The 19,596-nt window shown below is 68.9% G+C and carries 18 protein-coding genes; 9 read left to right on the forward strand and 9 right to left on the reverse strand.

Features of this window, described 5'->3' with window-relative positions:
* Window positions 1–184: 184 nt before the first annotated feature.
* The gene (locus JHD63_RS09880; RefSeq protein ID WP_198970579.1) at window positions 185–778 is read right to left on the reverse strand and encodes a GNAT family N-acetyltransferase; all 594 of its coding nucleotides are present in this window, start codon (window positions 776–778) and stop codon (window positions 185–187) included.
* A gap of 8 nt (window positions 779–786) precedes the next feature.
* The gene (gene rutR, locus JHD63_RS09885; protein WP_198970580.1) at window positions 787–1,524 is read right to left on the reverse strand and encodes an HTH-type transcriptional regulator RutR; all 738 of its coding nucleotides are present in this window, start codon (window positions 1,522–1,524) and stop codon (window positions 787–789) included.
* Between the two features lie 266 nt (window positions 1,525–1,790).
* Between rutR and JHD63_RS09890 the strand changes: the two genes are divergently transcribed.
* The 9 genes from JHD63_RS09890 to JHD63_RS09930 all read left to right on the forward strand — a co-directional run bounded on the left by JHD63_RS09890 (window position 1,791) and on the right by JHD63_RS09930 (window position 10,948).
* The gene (locus JHD63_RS09890; protein ID WP_198970581.1) at window positions 1,791–2,792 is read left to right on the forward strand and encodes an isopenicillin N synthase family dioxygenase; all 1,002 of its coding nucleotides are present in this window, start codon (window positions 1,791–1,793) and stop codon (window positions 2,790–2,792) included.
* A gap of 157 nt (window positions 2,793–2,949) precedes the next feature.
* Window positions 2,950–3,336 (forward strand): VOC family protein, encoded by a 387-nt coding sequence (locus JHD63_RS09895; protein WP_198970582.1) that lies wholly within the window; start codon window positions 2,950–2,952, stop codon window positions 3,334–3,336.
* Window positions 3,337–3,353: 17 nt separating this feature from the next.
* Window positions 3,354–4,847, forward strand: coding sequence for an NAD(P)-binding domain-containing protein (locus JHD63_RS09900; protein ID WP_198970583.1), 1,494 nt, complete (start codon window positions 3,354–3,356; stop codon window positions 4,845–4,847).
* Window positions 4,844–5,365: an ureidoglycolate lyase gene (locus JHD63_RS09905; protein ID WP_198970584.1), complete on the forward strand. Its 522-nt coding sequence runs from the start codon at window positions 4,844–4,846 to the stop codon at window positions 5,363–5,365. Before JHD63_RS09900 ends, JHD63_RS09905 begins: the two co-directional genes overlap by 4 nt.
* 56 nt (window positions 5,366–5,421) lie before the next feature.
* Entirely contained in the window at window positions 5,422–6,510 is a 1,089-nt protein-coding gene (locus JHD63_RS09910; protein ID WP_198970585.1) for a BMP family ABC transporter substrate-binding protein, read from the forward strand.
* Between the two features lie 125 nt (window positions 6,511–6,635).
* Complete coding sequence (locus JHD63_RS09915) at window positions 6,636–8,156, forward strand: ABC transporter ATP-binding protein (RefSeq protein ID WP_198970586.1); 1,521 nt, start codon at window positions 6,636–6,638, stop codon at window positions 8,154–8,156.
* A gap of 49 nt (window positions 8,157–8,205) precedes the next feature.
* Window positions 8,206–9,330 (forward strand): ABC transporter permease, encoded by a 1,125-nt coding sequence (locus JHD63_RS09920; protein ID WP_198970587.1) that lies wholly within the window; start codon window positions 8,206–8,208, stop codon window positions 9,328–9,330.
* 3 nt (window positions 9,331–9,333) lie between these two features.
* Complete coding sequence (locus JHD63_RS09925) at window positions 9,334–10,260, forward strand: ABC transporter permease (RefSeq protein WP_198970588.1); 927 nt, start codon at window positions 9,334–9,336, stop codon at window positions 10,258–10,260.
* A 4-nt stretch (window positions 10,261–10,264) separates the two neighbouring features.
* On the forward strand, window positions 10,265–10,948 hold the full coding sequence (locus tag JHD63_RS09930; protein ID WP_198970589.1) for a cysteine hydrolase family protein: 684 nt from the start codon (window positions 10,265–10,267) through the stop codon (window positions 10,946–10,948).
* A gap of 48 nt (window positions 10,949–10,996) precedes the next feature.
* Here the strand turns inward: JHD63_RS09930 and JHD63_RS09935 are convergent, their stop codons facing one another.
* From JHD63_RS09935 to JHD63_RS09965, 7 genes are all read right to left on the reverse strand, one after another.
* Complete coding sequence (locus tag JHD63_RS09935) at window positions 10,997–12,061, reverse strand: peptidoglycan-binding domain-containing protein (protein ID WP_198970590.1); 1,065 nt, start codon at window positions 12,059–12,061, stop codon at window positions 10,997–10,999.
* 103 nt (window positions 12,062–12,164) lie between these two features.
* A complete protein-coding gene (locus JHD63_RS09940) occupies window positions 12,165–12,893 on the reverse strand; it encodes a class I SAM-dependent methyltransferase (RefSeq protein WP_198970591.1) in 729 nt (242 codons plus the stop codon).
* Window positions 12,894–12,906: 13 nt separating this feature from the next.
* A complete protein-coding gene (locus tag JHD63_RS09945) occupies window positions 12,907–13,833 on the reverse strand; it encodes a ParB/RepB/Spo0J family partition protein (protein ID WP_198970592.1) in 927 nt (308 codons plus the stop codon).
* Window positions 13,834–13,842: 9 nt separating this feature from the next.
* A complete protein-coding gene (locus JHD63_RS09950; protein ID WP_198970593.1) occupies window positions 13,843–14,385 on the reverse strand; it encodes an RBBP9/YdeN family alpha/beta hydrolase in 543 nt (180 codons plus the stop codon).
* Between the two features lie 157 nt (window positions 14,386–14,542).
* Window positions 14,543–17,977, reverse strand: a complete 3,435-nt coding sequence (locus JHD63_RS09955; RefSeq protein WP_198970594.1) for an IPTL-CTERM sorting domain-containing protein — start codon at window positions 17,975–17,977, stop codon at window positions 14,543–14,545.
* A gap of 174 nt (window positions 17,978–18,151) precedes the next feature.
* Window positions 18,152–18,937 carry a ParA family protein gene (locus JHD63_RS09960; RefSeq protein WP_198970595.1) on the reverse strand — a complete coding sequence of 262 codons (786 nt, stop codon included), beginning with the start codon at window positions 18,935–18,937 and terminating at the stop codon, window positions 18,152–18,154.
* Window positions 18,938–18,944: 7 nt separating this feature from the next.
* Complete coding sequence (locus JHD63_RS09965; RefSeq protein WP_198970596.1) at window positions 18,945–19,559, reverse strand: LysE family transporter; 615 nt, start codon at window positions 19,557–19,559, stop codon at window positions 18,945–18,947.
* Between the last annotated feature and the right edge of the window lie 37 nt (window positions 19,560–19,596).

Raw genomic sequence — 19,596 nt, forward strand, 5'->3', positions numbered from 1 at the left:
GGTGTGGGATGGGATGCAAGGCGCAAACCGCAGCCATAGCCGCAGCTATGGCGAGGATTTGCAACGCCGCAGACCGCCCACAGCAGGGATGCGCGACACGCGAGGGACTTGTTCAGCGTTGCCCTAATGGCCGACCCCGGCCACGACCACCCCTGGACTTCTACGGCGAGCTCGCGCCGTTCCATCACAAGCCGGCCTGCGTGGCAGGGCGCAAGGCCCGTGCCGCCCAGCCCTCGCGCGACAGGCGATACAGCACCTGCCTGCGCAGCGGGCTCCCCACCGGCACCAGGGGATGATCGAAGTCATCCGCCGGGTCATGCGACATGCCGATCTTCTCCATCACCCGGCGCGAGTTATGGTTGGCCGGCACGGTGTTGGCCACAATCTCTTGCAGCCCGATTTGCTCGAAGCCGAAGCGAAGGGCCTCGCCTGCGGCTTCCGGGGCGTAGCCCTGGCCCCAGAACGGGCGGGCCAGGCGCCAGCCCACTTCCACGGCGGGGCTGAAGTGGGCGTCGTAGCCGATGCGCAGCAGGCCCGCCGCGCCGATGAACTCACCAGACTCCCTGGACTCCAGCGCCCAGAAGCAAAAGCCGTGTGCGGCCAGATGCGCTTGCTGCCGGGTGATCCAGTTATCCGTCGCCTCGGGCGAGGCAAAGGCGAGCAGGTGCGCCATGACCTCAGCATCTGCCGACATGGCGGCGAAGGGCGCGCGGTCGCTGTCGCGCCAGGGGCGCAGGATCAGGCGGGGTGTCTCCAGGGTCTGGAATACCGGGTCCATAGCTTTGATCAGCGCCCCAGGGGCGCTGGCGCGATCCCATCCAACACGATGCGCTGCACGTTGGCCACCGCTTCCTCGAAGAATTCCGGATCCTCCAGCGTGCGCCCCGTCAGTGCCTGCACCTGCACGCCGAAGTCGGCGTAGTGCTGCGTGGTGGCCCATAGCGCGAAGATCAGGTGGTGCGGCTCGACCGGGGCCAGGCGGCCGTCGGCGACCCAGCTGCGGATCACCTCGGACTTGCGCTCGACCAGATCGCGCAGTTCACGCCCCAATTCGTCGCGCAGCAGCGGTGCGCCCTGCACCATCTCCAGGCAGAACAGGCGCGAGGCCTCCGGGCTGTCGCGCGATACGGCGAGCTTGCGGCGGATGTAGTCGCCAATGGCCTGGCGCGGGTCCTGCTCGGCACTGAAGCCGCGCAGGGGTTCCAGCCAGACGTCCAGCAGGTTGCGCAGCACGGAGACGTACAGATCTTCCTTGTTGGCGAAGTAGTAGAGCAGGTTGCTTTTGGACACATCGGCGCGTGCAGCGACCTGGTCCACGCTGGTGCCATGCAAGCCAAAACGCGAGAACAGGCCCAGCGCTGCGCTCAGGATGGTGCTGCGCTTGTCTTCGATCTGGCGCAGCCGGCGGTTCACGGCGGTGGGGCTGCGTGCGGCAGGGGCACGCTTGGCCACCACGCGCTTGGATGGAGCGCCGCTGCGCGCGCCCTGGGCTTCAGCCAGCGCCAGGCCTTTGGTCTTGGGCATGTGGGCCTGCCTCCTTGAATTCGTTGGTGTGCGGAATGGCCGCAATGCTGTTCATTTGAACCCTGCTCCGCTCGGGGCGAACGGAACCCCGGTATTGGGTTTCCTTGCACAGGCCGTACCCGGCGCGGCGCACCACTGTAGGGCCCGCCACGGCCGACCGGAACGGTTTGTCCATTTGGTCCAACTGGCATGGACGTTGCATGCCGCCCAACCCATGCAGCCCGCCATGGATTTCCCCGTGCGCGGCGTGCGTGGAGATCCGAGTCATGACCTTGTTGTCCGTACCGATCATCGACCTGGCGCCCTACTTTGCCGGCACCCCCGAGGGCAAGGCCGCCGTGGCACGCCAGGTGGACGAGGCCTGCCGCGGCATCGGCTTTCTGGTGATTACCCACCACGGCATCGCGCCCGAGCTGATTGCCCGGGTGTCTGCCGCGTCGCGCGCCTTCTTTGCGCTGCCGCTGGCCGACAAGCGCCGGGTGGACCGCCCGCGCGACGATGCGGTGCGCGGCTTCAGCGCGGTGGGCGAAGAAGGCTTGTCGTACAGCCTGGAAGAGCAGGCGCCGGGCGACCTGAAGGAGTCCTTCTCGATCGGGCCCAGCAATGTGCCCGAGGACGACTACCACCGCGGCCCCGCCGCCGGTGCGCACTTCGAGCCCAACAGCTGGCCGGACATCGCGGGCTTCCAGGAGGCGTACACGGAATACTTCGACGCCATGAGCGCGCTGTCGCGTTCGCTCATGCGCATCTTCGCGCTGGCGCTGAAGCTGGACGAGTTCTTCTTCGACGACAAGATCGACAAGCACATCAGCATGTTCCGCGTGCTGAGCTACCCGCCCCAGAAAGAGGCGCCACTGCCCGGGCAGTTGCGCGCCGGTGCGCACAGCGACTACGGCAGCCTGACCATCGTGCTGCCCGACGACAAGGGCCTGCAGGTGTTCAACAAGGCCGGCCAATGGGTGGACGTGCCCATGGTGGAGGGCGGGCTGGTGGTGAACATCGCCGACCTGATGATGCAGTGGACCAACGACCAGTGGGTGTCCACCCTGCACCGCGTAAGCAACCCGCCGTTCGAGGTGGCCAGCACCAACCGGCGGCAGTCGCTGGTGTTCTTCCACCAGCCCAATTACGACGCGATGGTGGAGTGCCTGCCTAGCTGCCTGGCGCCGGGCGAGGCCCCCAAGTACGCGCCGGTTACGTCGGGCGACCATCTCACGTCGAAGTTCGTCAAGCAGACGACTTTTGGTGGAACCAAGGCGATGGCCTGAATGGTCGCCCGCACAAGCACAGCGTGCCCCGTGCACAGGGCGCCGGGTGCTCCCCGCAGCGAAATCAAGGAGGAGGCCGCAGGCCGGGGGACATTCGCGGAGGGGAGTACCCGGTGGCCAGTGCACACATACCGAACACCAGCAACACGCAACTGACATGCCTCACCTCTCCTACGTCAACGTCTTCGCCAGGGACGTAGTCGCACTCAGCGGCTTCTACCAGCGCGTGTTCGGCTTCGAAGAGATCGAAGCTATCCGCTCGCCCATCTTTCGCGGCCTGGATACCGGCAAATCAAGCCTGGGCTTCAACGCGCTCGATGCCTACGAGCTGCTGCACTTGTCCGATCACTCAGACACGCGCGGCGTGAAGTTCCTGCTCAACATCGACGTCGACAGCCAGGCCGATGTCGACCGCATGGTGCCGGTGGCGCTGGCGGCCGGCGCCACGCTGGTCAAGGCGCCCTACGAGACCTACTACCACTGGTACCAGGCGGTGCTGCTGGACCCGGAAGGCAACGTGTTCCGCATCAACTTCATGATGTGATGGGCCACCCACCCGCCTTGCTGCCCACCGAAGTACGCGGCGCCGAGCAGGCGCTGGCGGCCTTGGCGGTGCAGGCGCGCGCGGAGCTGGCCGCCCTGGCCTACCCGGAGCGCGCCTGGGTGCAACCGGCCCGTGCCGACGGCGCGCACGTGCATGACGTGCTGATCGTCGGCGGCGGCCAGAGCGGGCTGACCGCCTGCGCCATGCTGCAGGCGCAGGGCGTGGCCAACGTGGCGGTGCTGGACCGCGCACGCGCCGGCAGCGAAGGCGTGTGGGAAAGCTTTGCCCGCATGCCCGAGCTGCGCACGCCCAAGCAGCTCAACGGCATGGAGCTGGGCCTGCCCGCGCTGGGTGTGCAGCGCTGGTACGCCACCCGCTTTGGCGCTGCAGCCTGGCAGGGCATGGACCGCATCCCGCGCACGCTGTGGATGGACTACCTGCGCTGGTACCGCGCCACGCTGGCGCTGCCGGTAGAGAACGAGGTCGAGGTGCTGGACCTACGCCCCGCGCCGCAGCCCGGCCTGCTGGCGGTGGACACCCGCAGCCATGGCCACACGCGCACCCGCCTGGCGCGCCTGGTGGTGCTGGCCACCGGCAGCGATGGCGCTGGCGCCTGGCGCGTGCCGGCCTTCATCGCGGCGCCCTTGCCGGCCGGGCGCTGCCACCACTCCAGCGATGCGATCGACTTCAGCGCGCTGCGCGGCCAGCGCGTGGGCGTGCTGGGCCACGGCGCATCGGCCTTCGATAACGCGGTGGCGGTGCTGGAAGCCGGCGCGCAGTCGGTGGACCTGTGCTTCCGGCGTGACCGCCTGCCGCGCATCAACCCGCACCGCCACATCGAGACCGCCGGACTGATGACGCACTACGCGCGGCTGGGCGACGCCACGCGCTGGCAGGTGGCGCGGCACTTCCGCGACGTGGACCAGCCGCCGCCGCGCGGCAGCGTCCGGCGTGCGCTGGCGCTGCCCGGCTTGCGGCTGCGCGCGGCCTGCGGCTGGCAGCAGGTGCACTGGTCGGGGCAGGACATCGCCATCGACACGCCGCAGGGCGAGCTGCGCTTCGACCACGTGATCTGCGCCACCGGCCAGGCCTTTGACCTGGCGGCCCGGCCCGAGCTGCAGACGCTGGCGCCGCGCGTGGCGCGCTGGCACCAGCGCTATGCGCCGCCGCCGGCGCAGGCCAGCGAGACGCTGGGCGCGCACCCCTACCTGGGCGAGCACTACGAGTTCCTGCCGCAGCAGGCGGCAGACGACTGGGTCACGCGCGTGTTCGCCTTCAACAGCGCGAGCTACGTCAGCCACGGGCCGCACTCGACCTCCATCAGCGGCCACAAGCACGCGCTGCCGCGCCTGGTGCGCGGCCTGACGCAGCGCCTGTTCCTGGACCAGGAAGGCACGCTGCTGGAAGGCCTGCAGCGCTATGCCGAGGTGGAGCTGGAGCTGCCCGACGACTTCGAAGCCGCACATTCCGCTCCTACCGAACATGCCGCGCCGCTGCGGGACCCCGCATGAAGTACGCAAGCTTTGCCCTGATAGACCTGCCGATCCAGCCGCTCACGCCGCAGGCCTTTGCCCCCTTTGGCACGGTGATGGCCGCGCTGGAAGACGGCATTGCCTTTGGCCCGCAGGACGCGCAGCTGGAGCTGTCGCGCGGCACGCCGCGCTTCTACACCATGCGCCTGCACAGGCGCCACACCGATGCCGACATGACGGTGCGCCGCATCACGCGCCACCGCGCAGTCACGCAGGCGCTGGCCTCGGCTGGCGGGCATGACTGGGTGATGGCGGTGGCGCCGCCGCTGCAGGTCGATGTGCCGGACGCCGAGCCGGCGCTGGCCGACATCCGCGCCTTTCGCATTCCGGGTGGCGTGGCGGTGATGCTGCACCGTGGCACCTGGCATGCCGGCCCGCTGTTCAATACGCCCGAGGCCTGCTTCTTCAACCTGGAGCTGGCCGACACCAACCAGGTCGACCACCACAGCTGCGAGTTGGGCCCGCGCTATGGCGCGGCGCTGCGGCTGGTGGGCTGAGCCGCTCCGTTCTCCGCATTCCCGCACCCCTCTTCTCTTCAACGAAAGGTCTTCCCATGTTGCGTAAATCCATGCTGGGCGCCGCTGCGGCGCTGGTGTTCTGTGCAGTGCTGTCGGGCCCCGCGCTGGCCGATGGCTTCACCCTCAAGGACAAGCCCAAGATCGCCATGATCTACTTCGGCCCCAGGAACGATGGCGGCTGGACCCAGGCCTTCGACGAGGCGCGCCTGAAGATCGAGGCCGCGCTAGGCCAGAAGATCCAGTTCGTGGAAGGCGTGCCCGAAGACGCCTCGGCCATCAAGCCGGCGGTGGAGCGCTTCATCCAGCGCGGCGCCAACATCGTCATCGGCACGGCCTTCGGCTACTCCGACGCGTTCAAGGAGCTGGCCGACAAGTACCCCAACGTGGCCTTCCTGAACGGCTCGGGCACCACCAACGGGAAGAACCTCGAATCCTTCTACGGCCGCACCTACGAGAGCCAATACCTGTGCGGCATGGCCGCCGGCGCGGCCAGCAGGAGCGGCAAGCTCGGCTTCGTCGCGGCCAACCCGTTTGGCGTGGTGAACTGGACGGTCAACGCCTTCGCGCTGGGGGCGCAGAAGATGAACCCCAGCGCCACCGTCACCGTGATCTACACCGGCGCCTGGAACGACCCGGTGAAGGAACGCGCCGCCGCCGTGGCCCTCATCGACCAAGGTGCCGACGTGATCGGCCAGCACGTCGACAGCCCCACGCCGCAGCTCGTGGCGCAAGAGCGCGGCGTGTATGGCACCGGCCACCACCGCGACCTGCGCCAGTTCGCGCCCAAGGCCACGCTGTGCTCGTCGGTGTGGATCTGGGACAAGTTCCTGATCCCCGAGCTGAAGAAGATCGAGGCCGGCAACTGGAAGCCCGCGCCCTACGGCGCTTTTATCGAAATGAAGGACGGCGGCACCGACATCGCCGGCTTTGGCCCGGCCGTGCCCAAGGACAAGGCCACCGCCATCCTGGCCGAGCGCGATGCATTGCTGAAGGGCAAGCAGATCTACGCCGGCCCGCTGAAAGACCGCGACGGCAAGGAGCGCGTGCCCGCCGGCGCGGTGCTGTCGGACGCCGACCTCTGGAAGATGGACTGGTACGTCAAGGGCGTGGTCACGCAGAAGTAGCCGCGCCCCCAGACCATTCATTTTCGGACGATTTTCGTTTTTCGCACGAGGCCTGAGGCCCAGACAACACCTGGGCTTCAATCCGCCATGGCCGATTTACCGTTCAATTTCAGACCTTTTTCACCATGAACCATGCACTGGCGCTCGCGGGCATCCACAAATCCTTCGACGGCTTCGTGGCGCTGGCCGACGCGCACTTCGCCGCGCGCTGGGGCGAGGTGCATGCGCTGCTGGGCGAAAACGGCGCGGGCAAGTCCTCGCTCATGAACATCGCCGCCGGCCTGTACGCGCCCGAAGCCGGCACGCTGCTGGTGGACGACAACCCGGTGCGCCTGGCCGGCCCGAGCGACGCGGCGCGCCACCGCATCGGCATGGTGCACCAGCACTTCAAGCTGGTCGCACCCTTCAGCGTGGCCGAGAACATCCTGCTGAGCGTGCCGGTGGACGACGCGGACGTGAGCGGCTACCGCCAGCGCCTGGCGCGCATACGCGCGGCCATCCTCACGCAGGCGCATGCGCTGGGCTTGGAGATCGACCCGGACCGGCGCGTGGACCGGCTCTCGGTCGCCGAGCAGCAGCGCGTGGAAATCCTCAAGGTGCTGCTGGCCGGCGCGCGCATCCTGATCCTGGACGAGCCCACCGCCGTGCTCACCGACACCGAGGCCGCGCGCCTGCTGCAAACCGTGCAGGCGCTGGCCAGGCGCGACGGCACGGCCGTGGTGCTGGTCACGCACAAGATGGCGGACGTAAAACGCTACGCCGACCGCGTCACCGTGATGCGCGGCGGCCGCACCATCGCCACGCTGGACCCGCGCGAAACGCCCGAGGCAGAGCTGGTGCGCCTGACCGTGGGTGAGGCGCTGCCGCCGCCCGCGCGCGCACAGACCACGCGCGGCGCCGCGCGGCTGGTGTTGAAGGACCTGCACAGCGCCAGCGCAGGCGGCCCGCCCGCGCTCGACGGCATCAGCCTCGCCGTGCACGCGGGAGAGATCTACGGCCTGGCCGGCGTCGGCGGCAACGGCCAGAGCGAACTGGCCCAGGCCATCATGGGCCTGCTGCCCACGCAGGGCGGCCGCATGACGCTCGAAGGCTTTGGCGAGCTGCGCGCCGCCACCACGGTGCAGCGGCGCGCGCTGGGCATCGCCGCGATCCCGGCCGACCGCTACGGGCTGGCGCTGGCCGGCGGGCTGTCGGTGGCGGAGAACTTCGGCATCGGCCAGGTGCACGCCGGCCGCTACGGCCGCGCGGCCCGGCTGGACCGCCGCCGCATGGAGGCCGAAGCCACGGCGGCGGTCAAGGCCTTCGACGTGCGGGGCGTGCGCTCGATCCGGCAGAAGGCCGCGCTGCTGTCGGGCGGCAACGCGCAGAAGCTGGTGATCGCGCGCGAGTTCAGTCGCAACCCGCGCCTGGTACTGGCGCACAGCCCCAGCCGCGGCCTGGACGTGCGCGCCGGCGCCCAGGTGCACGAGCGCCTGCGCGCCGCGCGCGACGCCGGCGCCGCCGTGCTGCTGATCAGCGAAGACCTGGACGAGGTGCTGGCGCTGGCCGACCGCGTGGGCGTGATCGTGCGCGGGCACATCGTCGGGGAATTCAACACACCGGTGGATCGACAAGCCGTTGGACAGGCAATGGTGGCGCATGGCTGAACTCACCCTCCCCCTTTCCGGCCAGACGCAGGCGCCTGCCGCCACGCACATGAGCGCACCGCCACCCGAACCCGCCACGCCAGCGCCGCGCCGCCGCTTCGTCCCCCTGCTGGAGCGCCGCTACACGCTGGAGCTGCGCCAGCAGCTCGGCTGGCCGCAGCAGGCCGCCATCCTGGCGCTGGCCGTGGCCGTGGGCCTGTTCATCTGCGGCGCCATCCTGGTGGCGGCCGGCGTGTCGCCCGAAGACCTGCTCAACGAGTTCGTGGTGCAGACCTTCACCGACCCGCAGAACCTGCGCGCCGTGCTGTTCCAGGCCGCGCCCATGGTGATGGTGGGCCTGGCCGCGGCCATGGCCTTTCGGGCGCGCTTCTGGAACCTGGGGCTCGAAGGCCAGATGGTGTGGGGCGCGATCGGCGCCACCTTCGTCTCGCTCCACCAGATCGGCCCGCCCGCGCTGCGCCTGTGGCTGATGGCCGCCGCCGCGCTGCTGTGCGGCCTGGCCTGGGTGGTGCTGCCGGCGCTGTTCAAGATGCGGCTGGGCATCAACGAAATCATCTCCAGCCTGATGCTCAACTACGTGGCCGCCAACTTCCTGCTGCACCTGCTCTACGGCAGCTGGAAGGACCCTAAGGATTCCTTCCCCTACAGCCCCAAGTTCCAGGCCTTCGAGCGCCTGCCCGACATCGCCGGCGGCTTCAGCAGCGCCATCGCGCTGGCAGCGCTGGTGGCCGTGGCCGCGTGGTGGCTGGTGGACCGGAGCCGCGCCGGGCTGTACCTGCGCTTCGTGCACGCCAGCGCGCGTGTGGCCGACGCCGTGGGCGTGCCGGTGCGCCGGCTGGTGCTGGGCGCCGTGCTGCTGTCGGGCGCGCTGGCCGGGCTGGCGGGCTTCATGGTGGCGGCCGGCCAGGAGGGGCGGCTGACCCAGGCCTTCTACAGCGGCTATGGCTTCTCGGGCATCCTGATCGCCTTCCTGGCGCGCAACAACCCGCTGGCCGCCAGCGTGGTCGCGGTGCTGGTGGCCACGCTGTTCGTCGCCGGGCGCAGCCTGCAGGTGTTCTACCAAATCCCGTTCTCGATGGTGCAGCTGATCCAGGCGATCCTGGTGGTGTGCGTCGCCTCGTCGGATTTCTTCATTCGCCACCGGCTGCGCGCGGTCGGCCGCAAGGGAGCCTGAGCCATGGAGCTGATCGCCAACTGGCTCGGCAACATGCCGGACTTCGCCGTGCCCTTTGCGCTGGCCGCGCTCGGGCTGATCATCAGCGAGCGCGCCGGCGTGCTCTCGCTCGGCGCCGAGGGGCTGATGCTGGTCGGCGCGCTGGCCGGCGTCGGCGTGCAGCTCGCGGTGCACGAACCCGGTATCGCGCTGCTGGGCTCCATGCTGGCGGCCGCCAGCGTCTCCATCCTGTTCGCGGTCATGGTGGTGTGGCTGCGCGTGAACCAGGTCATCGCCGGGCTGGCGCTGGTGTTCTTCTGCCAGGGGCTGACCGGCCTGCTGGGCACGCTGCTGGGCTGGACCAACCAGCCGGTCACCGGCCTGGACGTGCTGCCGCTGGGCCCGCTGGTGGAGCTGCCGCTGGTCGGCGGGCTGTTCCGGCAGAACGTGGTGGCCTACCTCACGCCCCTCATCTTTGCGCTGGTGGTCTGGTACCTCCACCGCACGGTGTCCGGCCTGCGCCTGCGCGCCGTGGGCGAGAACCCGCAGGCGGCGGACGCCGCCGGCATCCCGGTGCTGCGCACGCGCTTCCTCGCCATCCTGGCCGGCTCGGCGCTGATCGGGCTGGCCGGCGGCTACATCGCCGTGCTCAGCACCAAGCTGTGGATCGCCGGCATGACCGGCGGGCGCGGCTGGATCGCCGTCGGCCTGGTGATCTTCGCGCGCTGGTCGCCCTGGCGCGCGCTGGCCGGCGCCCTGCTGTTCGGCGGCATAGAGGCCCTGATCCCGCAACTGGCCGCCGCCGGCATCAGCCTGCCGCAGTACTTCGTGCTGATGACGCCCTATGTCGTCACGCTGGGCGTGATGGTCTGGGTGGCGCTGGCACGGCGCGGCGGTGACGAAACGCCCGGTGCGCTGGGCGAACCCTATCTGCGCGAGGAGCGGCGTTAACCCCATGCAAGCCTACGTCTACGAACAAGTCCGCCAGCTCGACAATGCCGAATTCGCCGACTACCTGAACCCCGCCAGCACCGCCGTCGTCTCCATCGACATGCACCGCGGCCACCTGGACGATTCGCCTGACTGCCCCTGCCCCGCGCCCCGCGCGCGCGACCTGGTGGCACCGCTCGACGCCTTCCACGAGCAGGTGCGCGCGCTGGGCGTGCGCCTGGTCCACGTGCGCTCCACGCTGCGCCCCGGCGGCGAGGACGACACACGTGGCATTCCGGCCGCGTGGCGGCGCACCTTCCCGCTGCATGTGGGCCCGATCCCCAATGCCGGCGCGCACGCCATCGAAGGCAGCCGCTGGACCGAGTGGTGCACCCGCGTGGAGCCCGGCGACATGCGCGTGGACACCAAGCGGCGCCTGTCGGCCTTCTACCCGAGCGACCTGGACTTCCTGCTGCGCAACCAGCGCATCGAGACCGTGGTGCTGGACGGCGGCTTCACCGACTGCTGCGTGCTCAGCACCGCGTTCGACGCCAACAACCACAACTACCGCGTGATCGTGCTGCGCGACCTGGTGCGCGGCACCGATCCGCAGCTGGAGGCGGCGGCGCTCAGCATGGTGTCGCTGCACCTGGGGCTGGTGATGGAGTCGGGAGAATTGCTGCGCGTGTGGCGCACCATGCGCGCGTAAAAAAAGCCGCGGCCCTCGCAAGCCGCGGCTGCGTCGGAGGGCGCGGCCCTATTTCGCCAGCTCGGCCGCCGTGGCCGCATCCAGCCGGCCGGACTGCGGAATGCCCGCGTCCTTCTGGAACGCGCGGAACGCGGCCGCGGTGCGCGGGCCCATGCTGCCGTCGGGCGTGCCGGTGTTGTAGCCGAGCTGGTTGAGCTTGGCCTGGGCGTCGCGCAGCGACATGGCGCCGGCTGCGGCGCCCGCGCGCGGCGCCGAGGTCTGCGACGGCGCGGCGCCGCCGTCCACGCCCAGCCGGCCGCCGCCGCCCAGGCCCTGGCCCTGCACCGACTGCGCCTTGTAGCTGCGCAGCGCGCGCACCATCTGGTTGAAGGCGTCCATGAAGGCGGCGGAAATCACCTTTCCCTCGGCCGTGTTGGAGTAGCCGCCCAGGCCGCCGCCGCCGGAGCCGCCGAAGAGCTGGCCCATGGCGCCGAAGTCGGTCTTGGAGGCACTGCCTTCGGAGGCCGCCACCTGCACGCCGGAGCGGTTGTCGATCAGGGTCAGCAGGGTGCTGGCCTCCTTGGTGTTCAGGCTGCCGCTCAGCGCGCCGAGCAGGCCGCCGTAGCGCCCGCCGATGGCGCCGCCCAGGGAGGCCGCGGTGCCGCCCGCGTTGTTGTTGTTGAAGATGACTTCCGGCGTCAGGCCGTAGTCGGAAGCCACCATCTGGCCGCCGCCCATGTTGCTGCCCTGGCGCATCTCGCCGGACTGCATCAGCCCGCGCTCGCGGGTCATGGCGTTCATGCCGGCGGCGCTGCGCTCGACCACGACGAAGCAGTTGGACTGCTGCACCAGCAGGCGCAGCAGGTTGGCCGTGGGCGGCAGCCGGTATTCGTTGCGCAGGATGGTGTACCAGCCGGCCTGCTGGTTCTCGATCAGCGACACGGTGCCCAGCGGAGCGCTGCAGCGCTCGAGCTGGCCGCTGGCGCCATCGGTGGCGCCGCCGGCCGCGGCACCGGTGGCCATGGTTTTGGCGTCGGCGCTGCCCATCTTCATGTTGGTGGTCTCGCAGCCGGACAGCAGCATCGTGGCCGCGGCGGCCACGCAGGCCAAGGACAGTTTCTGGATCGAATGCATGGAGGTTCCCGAAAGCGCCACCCATGGAAGGTGGCAAAAAAAAGAATCGGGCAGCATACGGTGGCTTCAGGGGGGTGGCAACCCTTGTTCGAGGGCGTTTTTCTCATTTCAGGGGTTTTCCTGACACCCGATAAAGCCATAGCGGCCGCCCGTCCGGCGTCTGCAGCCGGTCGTCCGGGAGCACGCCGGGCACCTCGAATTCCAGGCTGGCGAGCCAGGCGCCCGCAGGCATTTCGGCGGCCGCCTTGCGCCAGGCGCGCTGCATGCTTTCGGGCCGCTGGAACAGGTAGACCAGGGCGTAGCCGCTCCAGTCGGACTGCCAGATGTCGCCGCGCCGCACCCGTGCCCAGGGGCAGCGCAGCGCACACGCCAGCCGCAGCGGCCAGCTCCATTCGATGCCGTGCAGCCGCGCGTGGGGATAGGCCCGTCGCAGCGCGCGCAGGCCGTCGCCCAGGCCGCAGCCGGCATCCAGCACGGCGGCACCGGCGGGCAGCGCCAGCCGCGCCGGCAGGCCGTCCAGCGCCTGCAGCGGCGTGGGAAACAGCGGCGCGTCGCGCCAGGCATGCACCGGGTAGACCAGCAGGCACAGCGCCAGCGGCGGCAGCCAGCCCCAGGGGGGCAAGGCCGCGGCGCCGGAGGCCAGCAGCGACAGCGGAAAACCCAGCGCCAGCAGCAGGCGGCGCATGCGCGTGGCGCCGACCAGGCTCCAGCCCGCGCCCCAGGCCGTGGCCGCCAGCACCGCCGGCAGGCCGCGCGGCAGCAGCCAGAACAGCGCCCAGGCGCTGGCCCACACCAGCAATGCCGGCAGCGGCCAGGGCAGCGGCCGGCGCATGGGCTTCACCTTGTCAGCGTCCGGCGGTTTTGCGCAGCTTCTCGATCAGGCCGTTGAGTTCGTCCAGGCTGCCGAACTGGATCGCCAGCTCGCCCGCGTCCTCGGTGCGGCCGTGGCGCCTGATGCGCTTCTTGACCCGCACCTCGACCGCGGCGGTGAGCAGGTCGGCCAACTCTTCCTCGACCTGGCGCAGGTCGCCCGACTTCTCCTTGCGCTGCGCCGGCGGCTTCTGCGCGGCGAGGCTGAATTCCGCGCCGATCTTCTTCACCAGCCCCTCGGCCTCGCGCACCGAGAGCTTGCGCGCGGCGATCTGGTGCGCCGCGGTGATCTGGGCGGCGCGGTCCAGTGACAGCAGCGCCCGCGCATGGCCCATGTCCAGGTCGCCGGCCATGAGCATGGTCTGCACCGGCTCGGCCAGGTTGAGCAGGCGCAGCAGGTTGCTGGCCGCGCTGCGCGACCGGCCGACCGCCTGGGCCGCCTGCTCGTGCGTGAGGCCGAACTCCTTCACCAGCCGCTGCAGGCCCTGGGCCTCTTCCAGCGGGTTGAGATCCTCGCGCTGCATGTTCTCGATCAGCGCCATCGCGGCGGCGGACTCGTCCGGCACGTCGCGCACCAGCACCGGCACGCTGTCCAGGCCGGCCAGCCGCGCGGCGCGGAAGCGCCGCTCGCCGGCGATGATCTCGTACTGGCCGGCGTGGTCGCCGCCCTGCAGCCGCCGCACCAGGATCGGCTGCATGATGCCCTGCGCCTTGATGCTCTCGGCCAGCTCGTACAGCGCGCCCTCGTCCATGCGGGTGCGCGGCTGGTACATGCCGGGCACCATGTCGGCCAGCGCCAGCGTGGTGGGCAGGCCGGGCTCGGCCGGCGGGGCCTCGCTGGCCTTGGGGCCGAGCAGCGCTTCCAGGCCGCGGCCCAGGCCCTTGGGTTTCTTGGTGACCATGTCTGTCCTTCAGTCCGTGTTTGCCAGCGATTGGAGCATTGCCCGCCCCTCGGGCCAAATGCCCAGCCCCGACTCGGCGTTGATGTGCCCGCGCTCGCCATGGTCGATGCAGCGCGCGCCCCAGCCGGCCGCCAGCGCCTGCGCGCGCTCGAAGCCGCAATACGGGTCATTGCGGCTGGCCACCAGCACCGCCGGGAACGGCAGCGCCTGCCGCGCGATGGGCGCCCAGCCCGGAATCTGCGCGGCCAGATCGGGCCGCTCCACGTCGCCCGGCGCCACCAGCAGCGCGCCCTGCACCCTGTGCGCATGGCGCGTGTGCGCCGCCCACCAGGCCACGAGGATGCAGCCCAGGCTGTGCGCCGCCAGCAGCACCGGGCCGGGCGCTTCGGCCACCACCTCCTCCAGCCGCGCGGACCAGTCGCCGCGCAGCGGGCGCATCCAGTCGTGCTGCTGCACGCGCTGGTCGCCGTGCACCTGCTCCCACTCGGTCTGCCAATGGCCGGCGCCGGAATTCTGCCAGCCGGGCAGCAGCAGTACGGTGGGGAATTTCATTGCTATGTTTTCAGGAGCTGATTGCGCTGGAAGGACCTGGGCCACGGGCCGGTTTGGTGGATATCCATATTGTGCCCCGCGCACAAAGCACATCGCCGCCGCCGCGCCCTGGCGGGCGCGGCGGCGGCGATGCGTGCCGGTCAGCGCGTTGCGGCGCTTACATGCGGCGGCCGGCTTGCGGCGGCAGGCGGCGCAGGGCGAATCCGGCCAGGAGCATGGACAGGATGATCAGGCCCCATTCGGAGAGGGTGGGGATCGCGGTCGGAGGCGTCGGCGGCGCTGGGGTGACGTCCAGTTCGCCGCGTGTAGGCGTCGTGTCGATGTAATTCGTTGCCGTGATGTTGGACGAGTCATTGATGTACTTGCCTGCTGTGGCGGCGCGAACCGGTACCGTAATGGTGCAGGTGGCATTGGCACCGACGTCGCCGCCGGCGATCGATACCGATCCGCTGCCGATGACCGCCGTCACCACGCCATCGCCGCAGGTGGTGGCGCCCGCGCCCGCCACGGTCATGCCCGCAGGGAAGGTATCGGTCAGATTGAAATCTGTTCGCGCGACGGCATTGACGTTAATGATACTCAGCGTCAGCGTGCTGATCTGCCCAGCCGCCACTGAGCCGGGGCTGAACTGCTTTTGCAAGGCCGTGTTGGGCTGAGCCGACAGCGTGGCCTGTGTGGGGCTCGGGTTCGTGGAGAACACATCGGTCGTGATTGCGCCTGCCGGTATGGTGTTGGTCTTGTTGCCGGTCGTGGTCAGCACCATGCTCAGCGTCAGGCTGCAACGATTGTTCGGCACCAAACCATTGGTGTACTCCGCGAAGCGGAAGCCCGAGATCGTGAACGAACTGCGGTCTGCCGCGATGCTCACATCAGCGGGGCTGCCGTCGGCCTTCTGGCAGGTGGTCGACATGTTCGGCACCTGGGACACCTGCATTCCTGCAGGCAGGTTGTCGGTCAAGGTAATCTTGTCCTGCGGGCCGGAGCTACCCGTGGTGGCCGTAAAGTCCAGCGTCAGCGGTACGGCGCGGCCCCCCAGGGCGCTGCTTTGCGCAAAGCTCTTGACCACGCTGATGCCAACGTTGCCGCTCTTGGTCAGGGTGGCCGTGACCGGCTCCAGGTTGGACTGGCCTTGGTCGTTGGTGACCCCGCCTGTAGCGATGGTGTTGGTGACGGTGGCGTCGCCCACGGTGCCGCCGTTTCTGACCACATCCACCTGGATCTGGCAGCTTGCCTTGGCGGGCACGGTACCGCCAGCCAGGCTCACGGTCGCTGCACCCGATGTCGCGGTCAGCGTACCCCCGCAGGTATTGTTGACGTTGGCCGGGCTGGCAACAGTGAGGGTGCCGAAGCTGGCGCTGGAAGGCAAGGGGTCCGTCACCGCCAAATTGGTAATGGCGCTGCTGGACTTGTTGTTGAACGCGATGGTCAAGCGCGTGACGGCGCCCGGGCCCATGCCGATAGTGCTTGGGCTGAACGACTTGGTGGTATCCAGGTCGGAGCGGACGATGACACGAGCCGCCACGTCGCCGGTAGCCGTTACGGTGCGAGACGTCCCCACCACCGTGGCGATCACATCGCTCGCCTTGATGGTGTTGATGGAATCGCTGCCGCGAGGGGCTGCGGCGTCATCGCTCTCCAACAGAATGTTGTAGAAGCAGCCCAGGTTCCGGGGGGAAGTGTTGTTCGGGCCGGCAGCGTTGAGCAGCGTCCAGCCGCTATACGTGATGGTCTTGCCATCGGAACCTCCTACGGCAACGCTGCCTTGCACGCTGCAGCCGCTGCTCGCCACGGGCGCGCCATCACCATACGGCGCAGGGGGATTCTGCATGTAGAGCACAGTCTGCGGACTGGCCACCTTCAAACCAGGAGGCAGGGTGTCGACGATGGACCCATTCTGATAGTCGGCGTCGAACGTGGTGTTGAGAGCGGCCACGCGCATCCAGAACTTTTCGCCCTTCTCCACGTGCGCCGCCTGGTCGAGCGCTGAACCTGTATACGACTTGCCATCCGCGGTAATAAGGCGCTTGTCCGTCGCCACCGTGCCATCCCCGACGCCTGGACCTGGCGTGCCAGAAGTGGTCAGATTGGCGGATGTCGCCTGTTTGGGGAACAGTGTTGTGTCGACACCCGAGAAAGTCACGTCAGACCTGCGGCCCGCTGTCGAGAGCTCGTTGATCGCGGCCGCCGTCACATCCGTCGTCTTGACGTAGAACTGGACATAGCAAGTGCCGGGCTGGCCATTCGCGGCCGCAGGCACGGAGAAGCCATTGATCGAAACCGTTGTCTGACCGGCCGCGATAGGGCCCGGCAGGTTGCCGCAGGTGCCTGTCACGGGGCCGGCGACCGAGACGGTACTGCCCGGCAGAGAGTCCGTGAGCGTACCGCCGGTCAAGTCGGTATTGCGGGGGTTGCTGAAATACACCCGCACCGGCACTGGCTGATTCACGCTGGCCGTTGCGCCGGCAGCGGAAGTATTGAAGGCAGTGCCATACAGGTCGGCGGGCACTGGGGCGTCCGTGGTATACCAGGTGTTACCGGCAGGGTTGCCGAACGCCTTGGTCATTTTGATTTCGTTGCGTACGTACAGCGCCGCCTGTGCCGGCACGGAGTTGCTGTAACTGCCGGTTGCAGTCACGCCGCCTACTGCAATGGTGTTGAGCAAGGGCCCGCTGGTTGCGGGCGCAGTCACCTGTACCGTAACGGTGCAAGTCGCGCCTGCCGCGATGCTGCCGCCCCCCATCTGCACGGCCGCTGCACCGGCAGCCGTCGTCGTCGTCGTTGGCGAGCCGCAACCACTACTGAAGGTCGGCGCGCCGTTGGTGGTCAGACCGCCCGGCAGGGCATCGTTGAACGTCACCCCGCTCAACGGCACTGCCGGATTGCTGGTGTTGTTGCGCACAGTGATGGTCAGCGTGGAGTTCGCGCCGCCCGTCACCAGCGAGGGGGAGAAAGTCTTGGTGGTAGGCAGCGGGTCGACCGGAGCGCGGACGCGCAAGGTTGCGGAAAAATCCTGCGATTGAGAGGACTGGCCGCTGGCGTCCGTTGCCGTAGCGTCAGTTCCGGGAACCGTGTTGGTCAGGTTCGAGTCGGCGCTCACGGCACCGGCGTATACCGGGACCGTGACCGAGCAGTTGGGTTCGACCGTGCCGGCCGGGCGTGGCGGCACGACAGCGCTGGTGATGGTAATGGTTCTCGCCTTGGTGTTGTTCGGCGGATCGAAGTAGTCGGAGTACGTGATCACGCCAGCGGTGCACCCGCTCGTGGCGCTGCCTTGGATTACCGCTGGCACGTCGGAGGACAAGAACCAGAGTTGCCCCACGGGGGTCGTCGCGGGCAAGGTGTCCTTGAGCGTCGCGTTCAGGTTTCCGCTCGTCGAGTTGAACAGATCGAATTGCAGCGTCGTGGAGCTATTGGCGTTGATGTCGGTCGGATTGAACTTCTTGTTGGCCAGGAAGTTCTGCGCAGAGGCCCCGCCAGCGGCGAACAGCAATGGCACGGCCAGCAAGGCAGCCCACGAGCGTTTGTGCCTTGGGGTGAAGGAAGGCTGCGACAACGAGTCTGTCGAGGCACGTGAGAGCAGATCTTTTGGCATGGCTGGAAACTCTTCTGCAGGACGTTCCGAGGCGCACGCTCATATCAAAACGTGCGCCCCGGATAAAGAATGCAACCGCGGTAACCGCAGATTGCGCCGGCTTCGAGTCTATGCAGCCATGGCGTGGCGCGTTAGTTAGCGCTCACAATTGTTTGCAATCCTGGCGGAACCTGTTCACAGGCGCTTGATGCGCTGCACCATTTCCCGCGCAAACTCGACGAAGGCCAGGCTGCCCTTGGCCTGCGGGTCGAACACCACGCCCGGCAGGCCGTAGCTGGGGGCTTCGGCCAGGCGCACGTTGCGCGGGATCACGGTGTTGAACACCTTGTCGCCGAAGTGGTCCTTGAGCTGCTCGCTGACCTGCTGCTGCAGCGTGATGCGCGGGTCGAACATGACGCGCAGCAGGCCGATGATCTGCAGGTCCTTGTTGAGGTTGGCATGCACCTGCTTGATGGTGTTGACCAGGTCGGTCAGGCCTTCGAGTGCAAAGTACTCGCACTGCATGGGCACGATCACGCCGTGTGCCGAACACAGGCCGTTCAGGGTGAGCATGGACAGCGAAGGCGGGCAGTCGATCAGCACGAAGTCGTACTCGGCATCGACCGCGGCCAGGGCGTGCTTCAGGCGTTTTTCGCGCTGATCGAGCTGCACCAGCTCGACCTCTGCGCCGGCGAGCTCGCGGTTGGCGCCGAGCACGTCGTAGGCGCAGCCGCTCTCGGCCAGGCGCTCGGCGCGCACGCGCGCCTCGGTGATCGGCACCCCGTCCACCAGCACTTCGTACAGCGAGGATTCGAGCGCGCGCTTGTCCACGCCCGAGCCCATGGTGGCGTTGCCTTGCGGGTCGAGGTCCACCAGCAGCACGCGCTGGCCGACCTTGGCCAGGCCGGCGGCGAGGTTGACGGAGGTGGTCGTCTTGCCGACGCCGCCTTTCTGGTTGGCAACGCAGAAGATGTGGGCCATGGGGGACTTATTTGGAGAAAGCGAGTCGAAGGCCGAAGCCGATCAGGAAGACGCCCGCCAGCCGTTCCAGCCAGCGCAGCAGGCCGCGCCGGGACTGCACCTGCTGCCTGACCGCGCGGGCCACGGCCACCAGGGCGAGGCCATAGAGCGCGGTGATGACGGCGATGGTGGCGGCCATGGCGGCAAAGGTGGGGATGCCGCGGTGCGTGGCCGGGTTCACGAACAGCGGGAAGAAGGCCATGTAGAACACGATGGCCTTGGGGTTGAGCAGGGTGATGAAGAAGGCCTGGCGCGCGTAGTGGCGCGGCTCGATGCGCACCGGGCTGGCCGCGCCCTCTCTGGCGGTGAGCAGGCGCAGGCCGATCCATGCCAGGTAGGCGGCGCCAGCATATTGCACGGCCAGGAACACGGCCGGATAGGCCGCCAGCAGCGCGGCCACGCCGGCCACCGCGAGCCAGAGCAGGACCTGGTCGCCCGCGATTACGCCCGCGGTGGCGGCGGCACCCGCGCGGAAGCCGCCCTTGCCGGCGGAGTTGAGCAGGGCGAAGGTGCCCGGGCCTGGCAGCATGAGAAAAACCAGCACGGCGGCGCAGAAAGCACCGTAGTCGGAGATGCCGAACATGGGGAAATCCTGGGGGAAGCTGAGAATGCGGCGGGCG

Origin of the sequence: Xylophilus sp. ASV27 (genome assembly GCF_016428875.1) — a bacterium.
Lineage (GTDB): Bacteria > Pseudomonadota > Gammaproteobacteria > Burkholderiales > Burkholderiaceae_C > Xylophilus.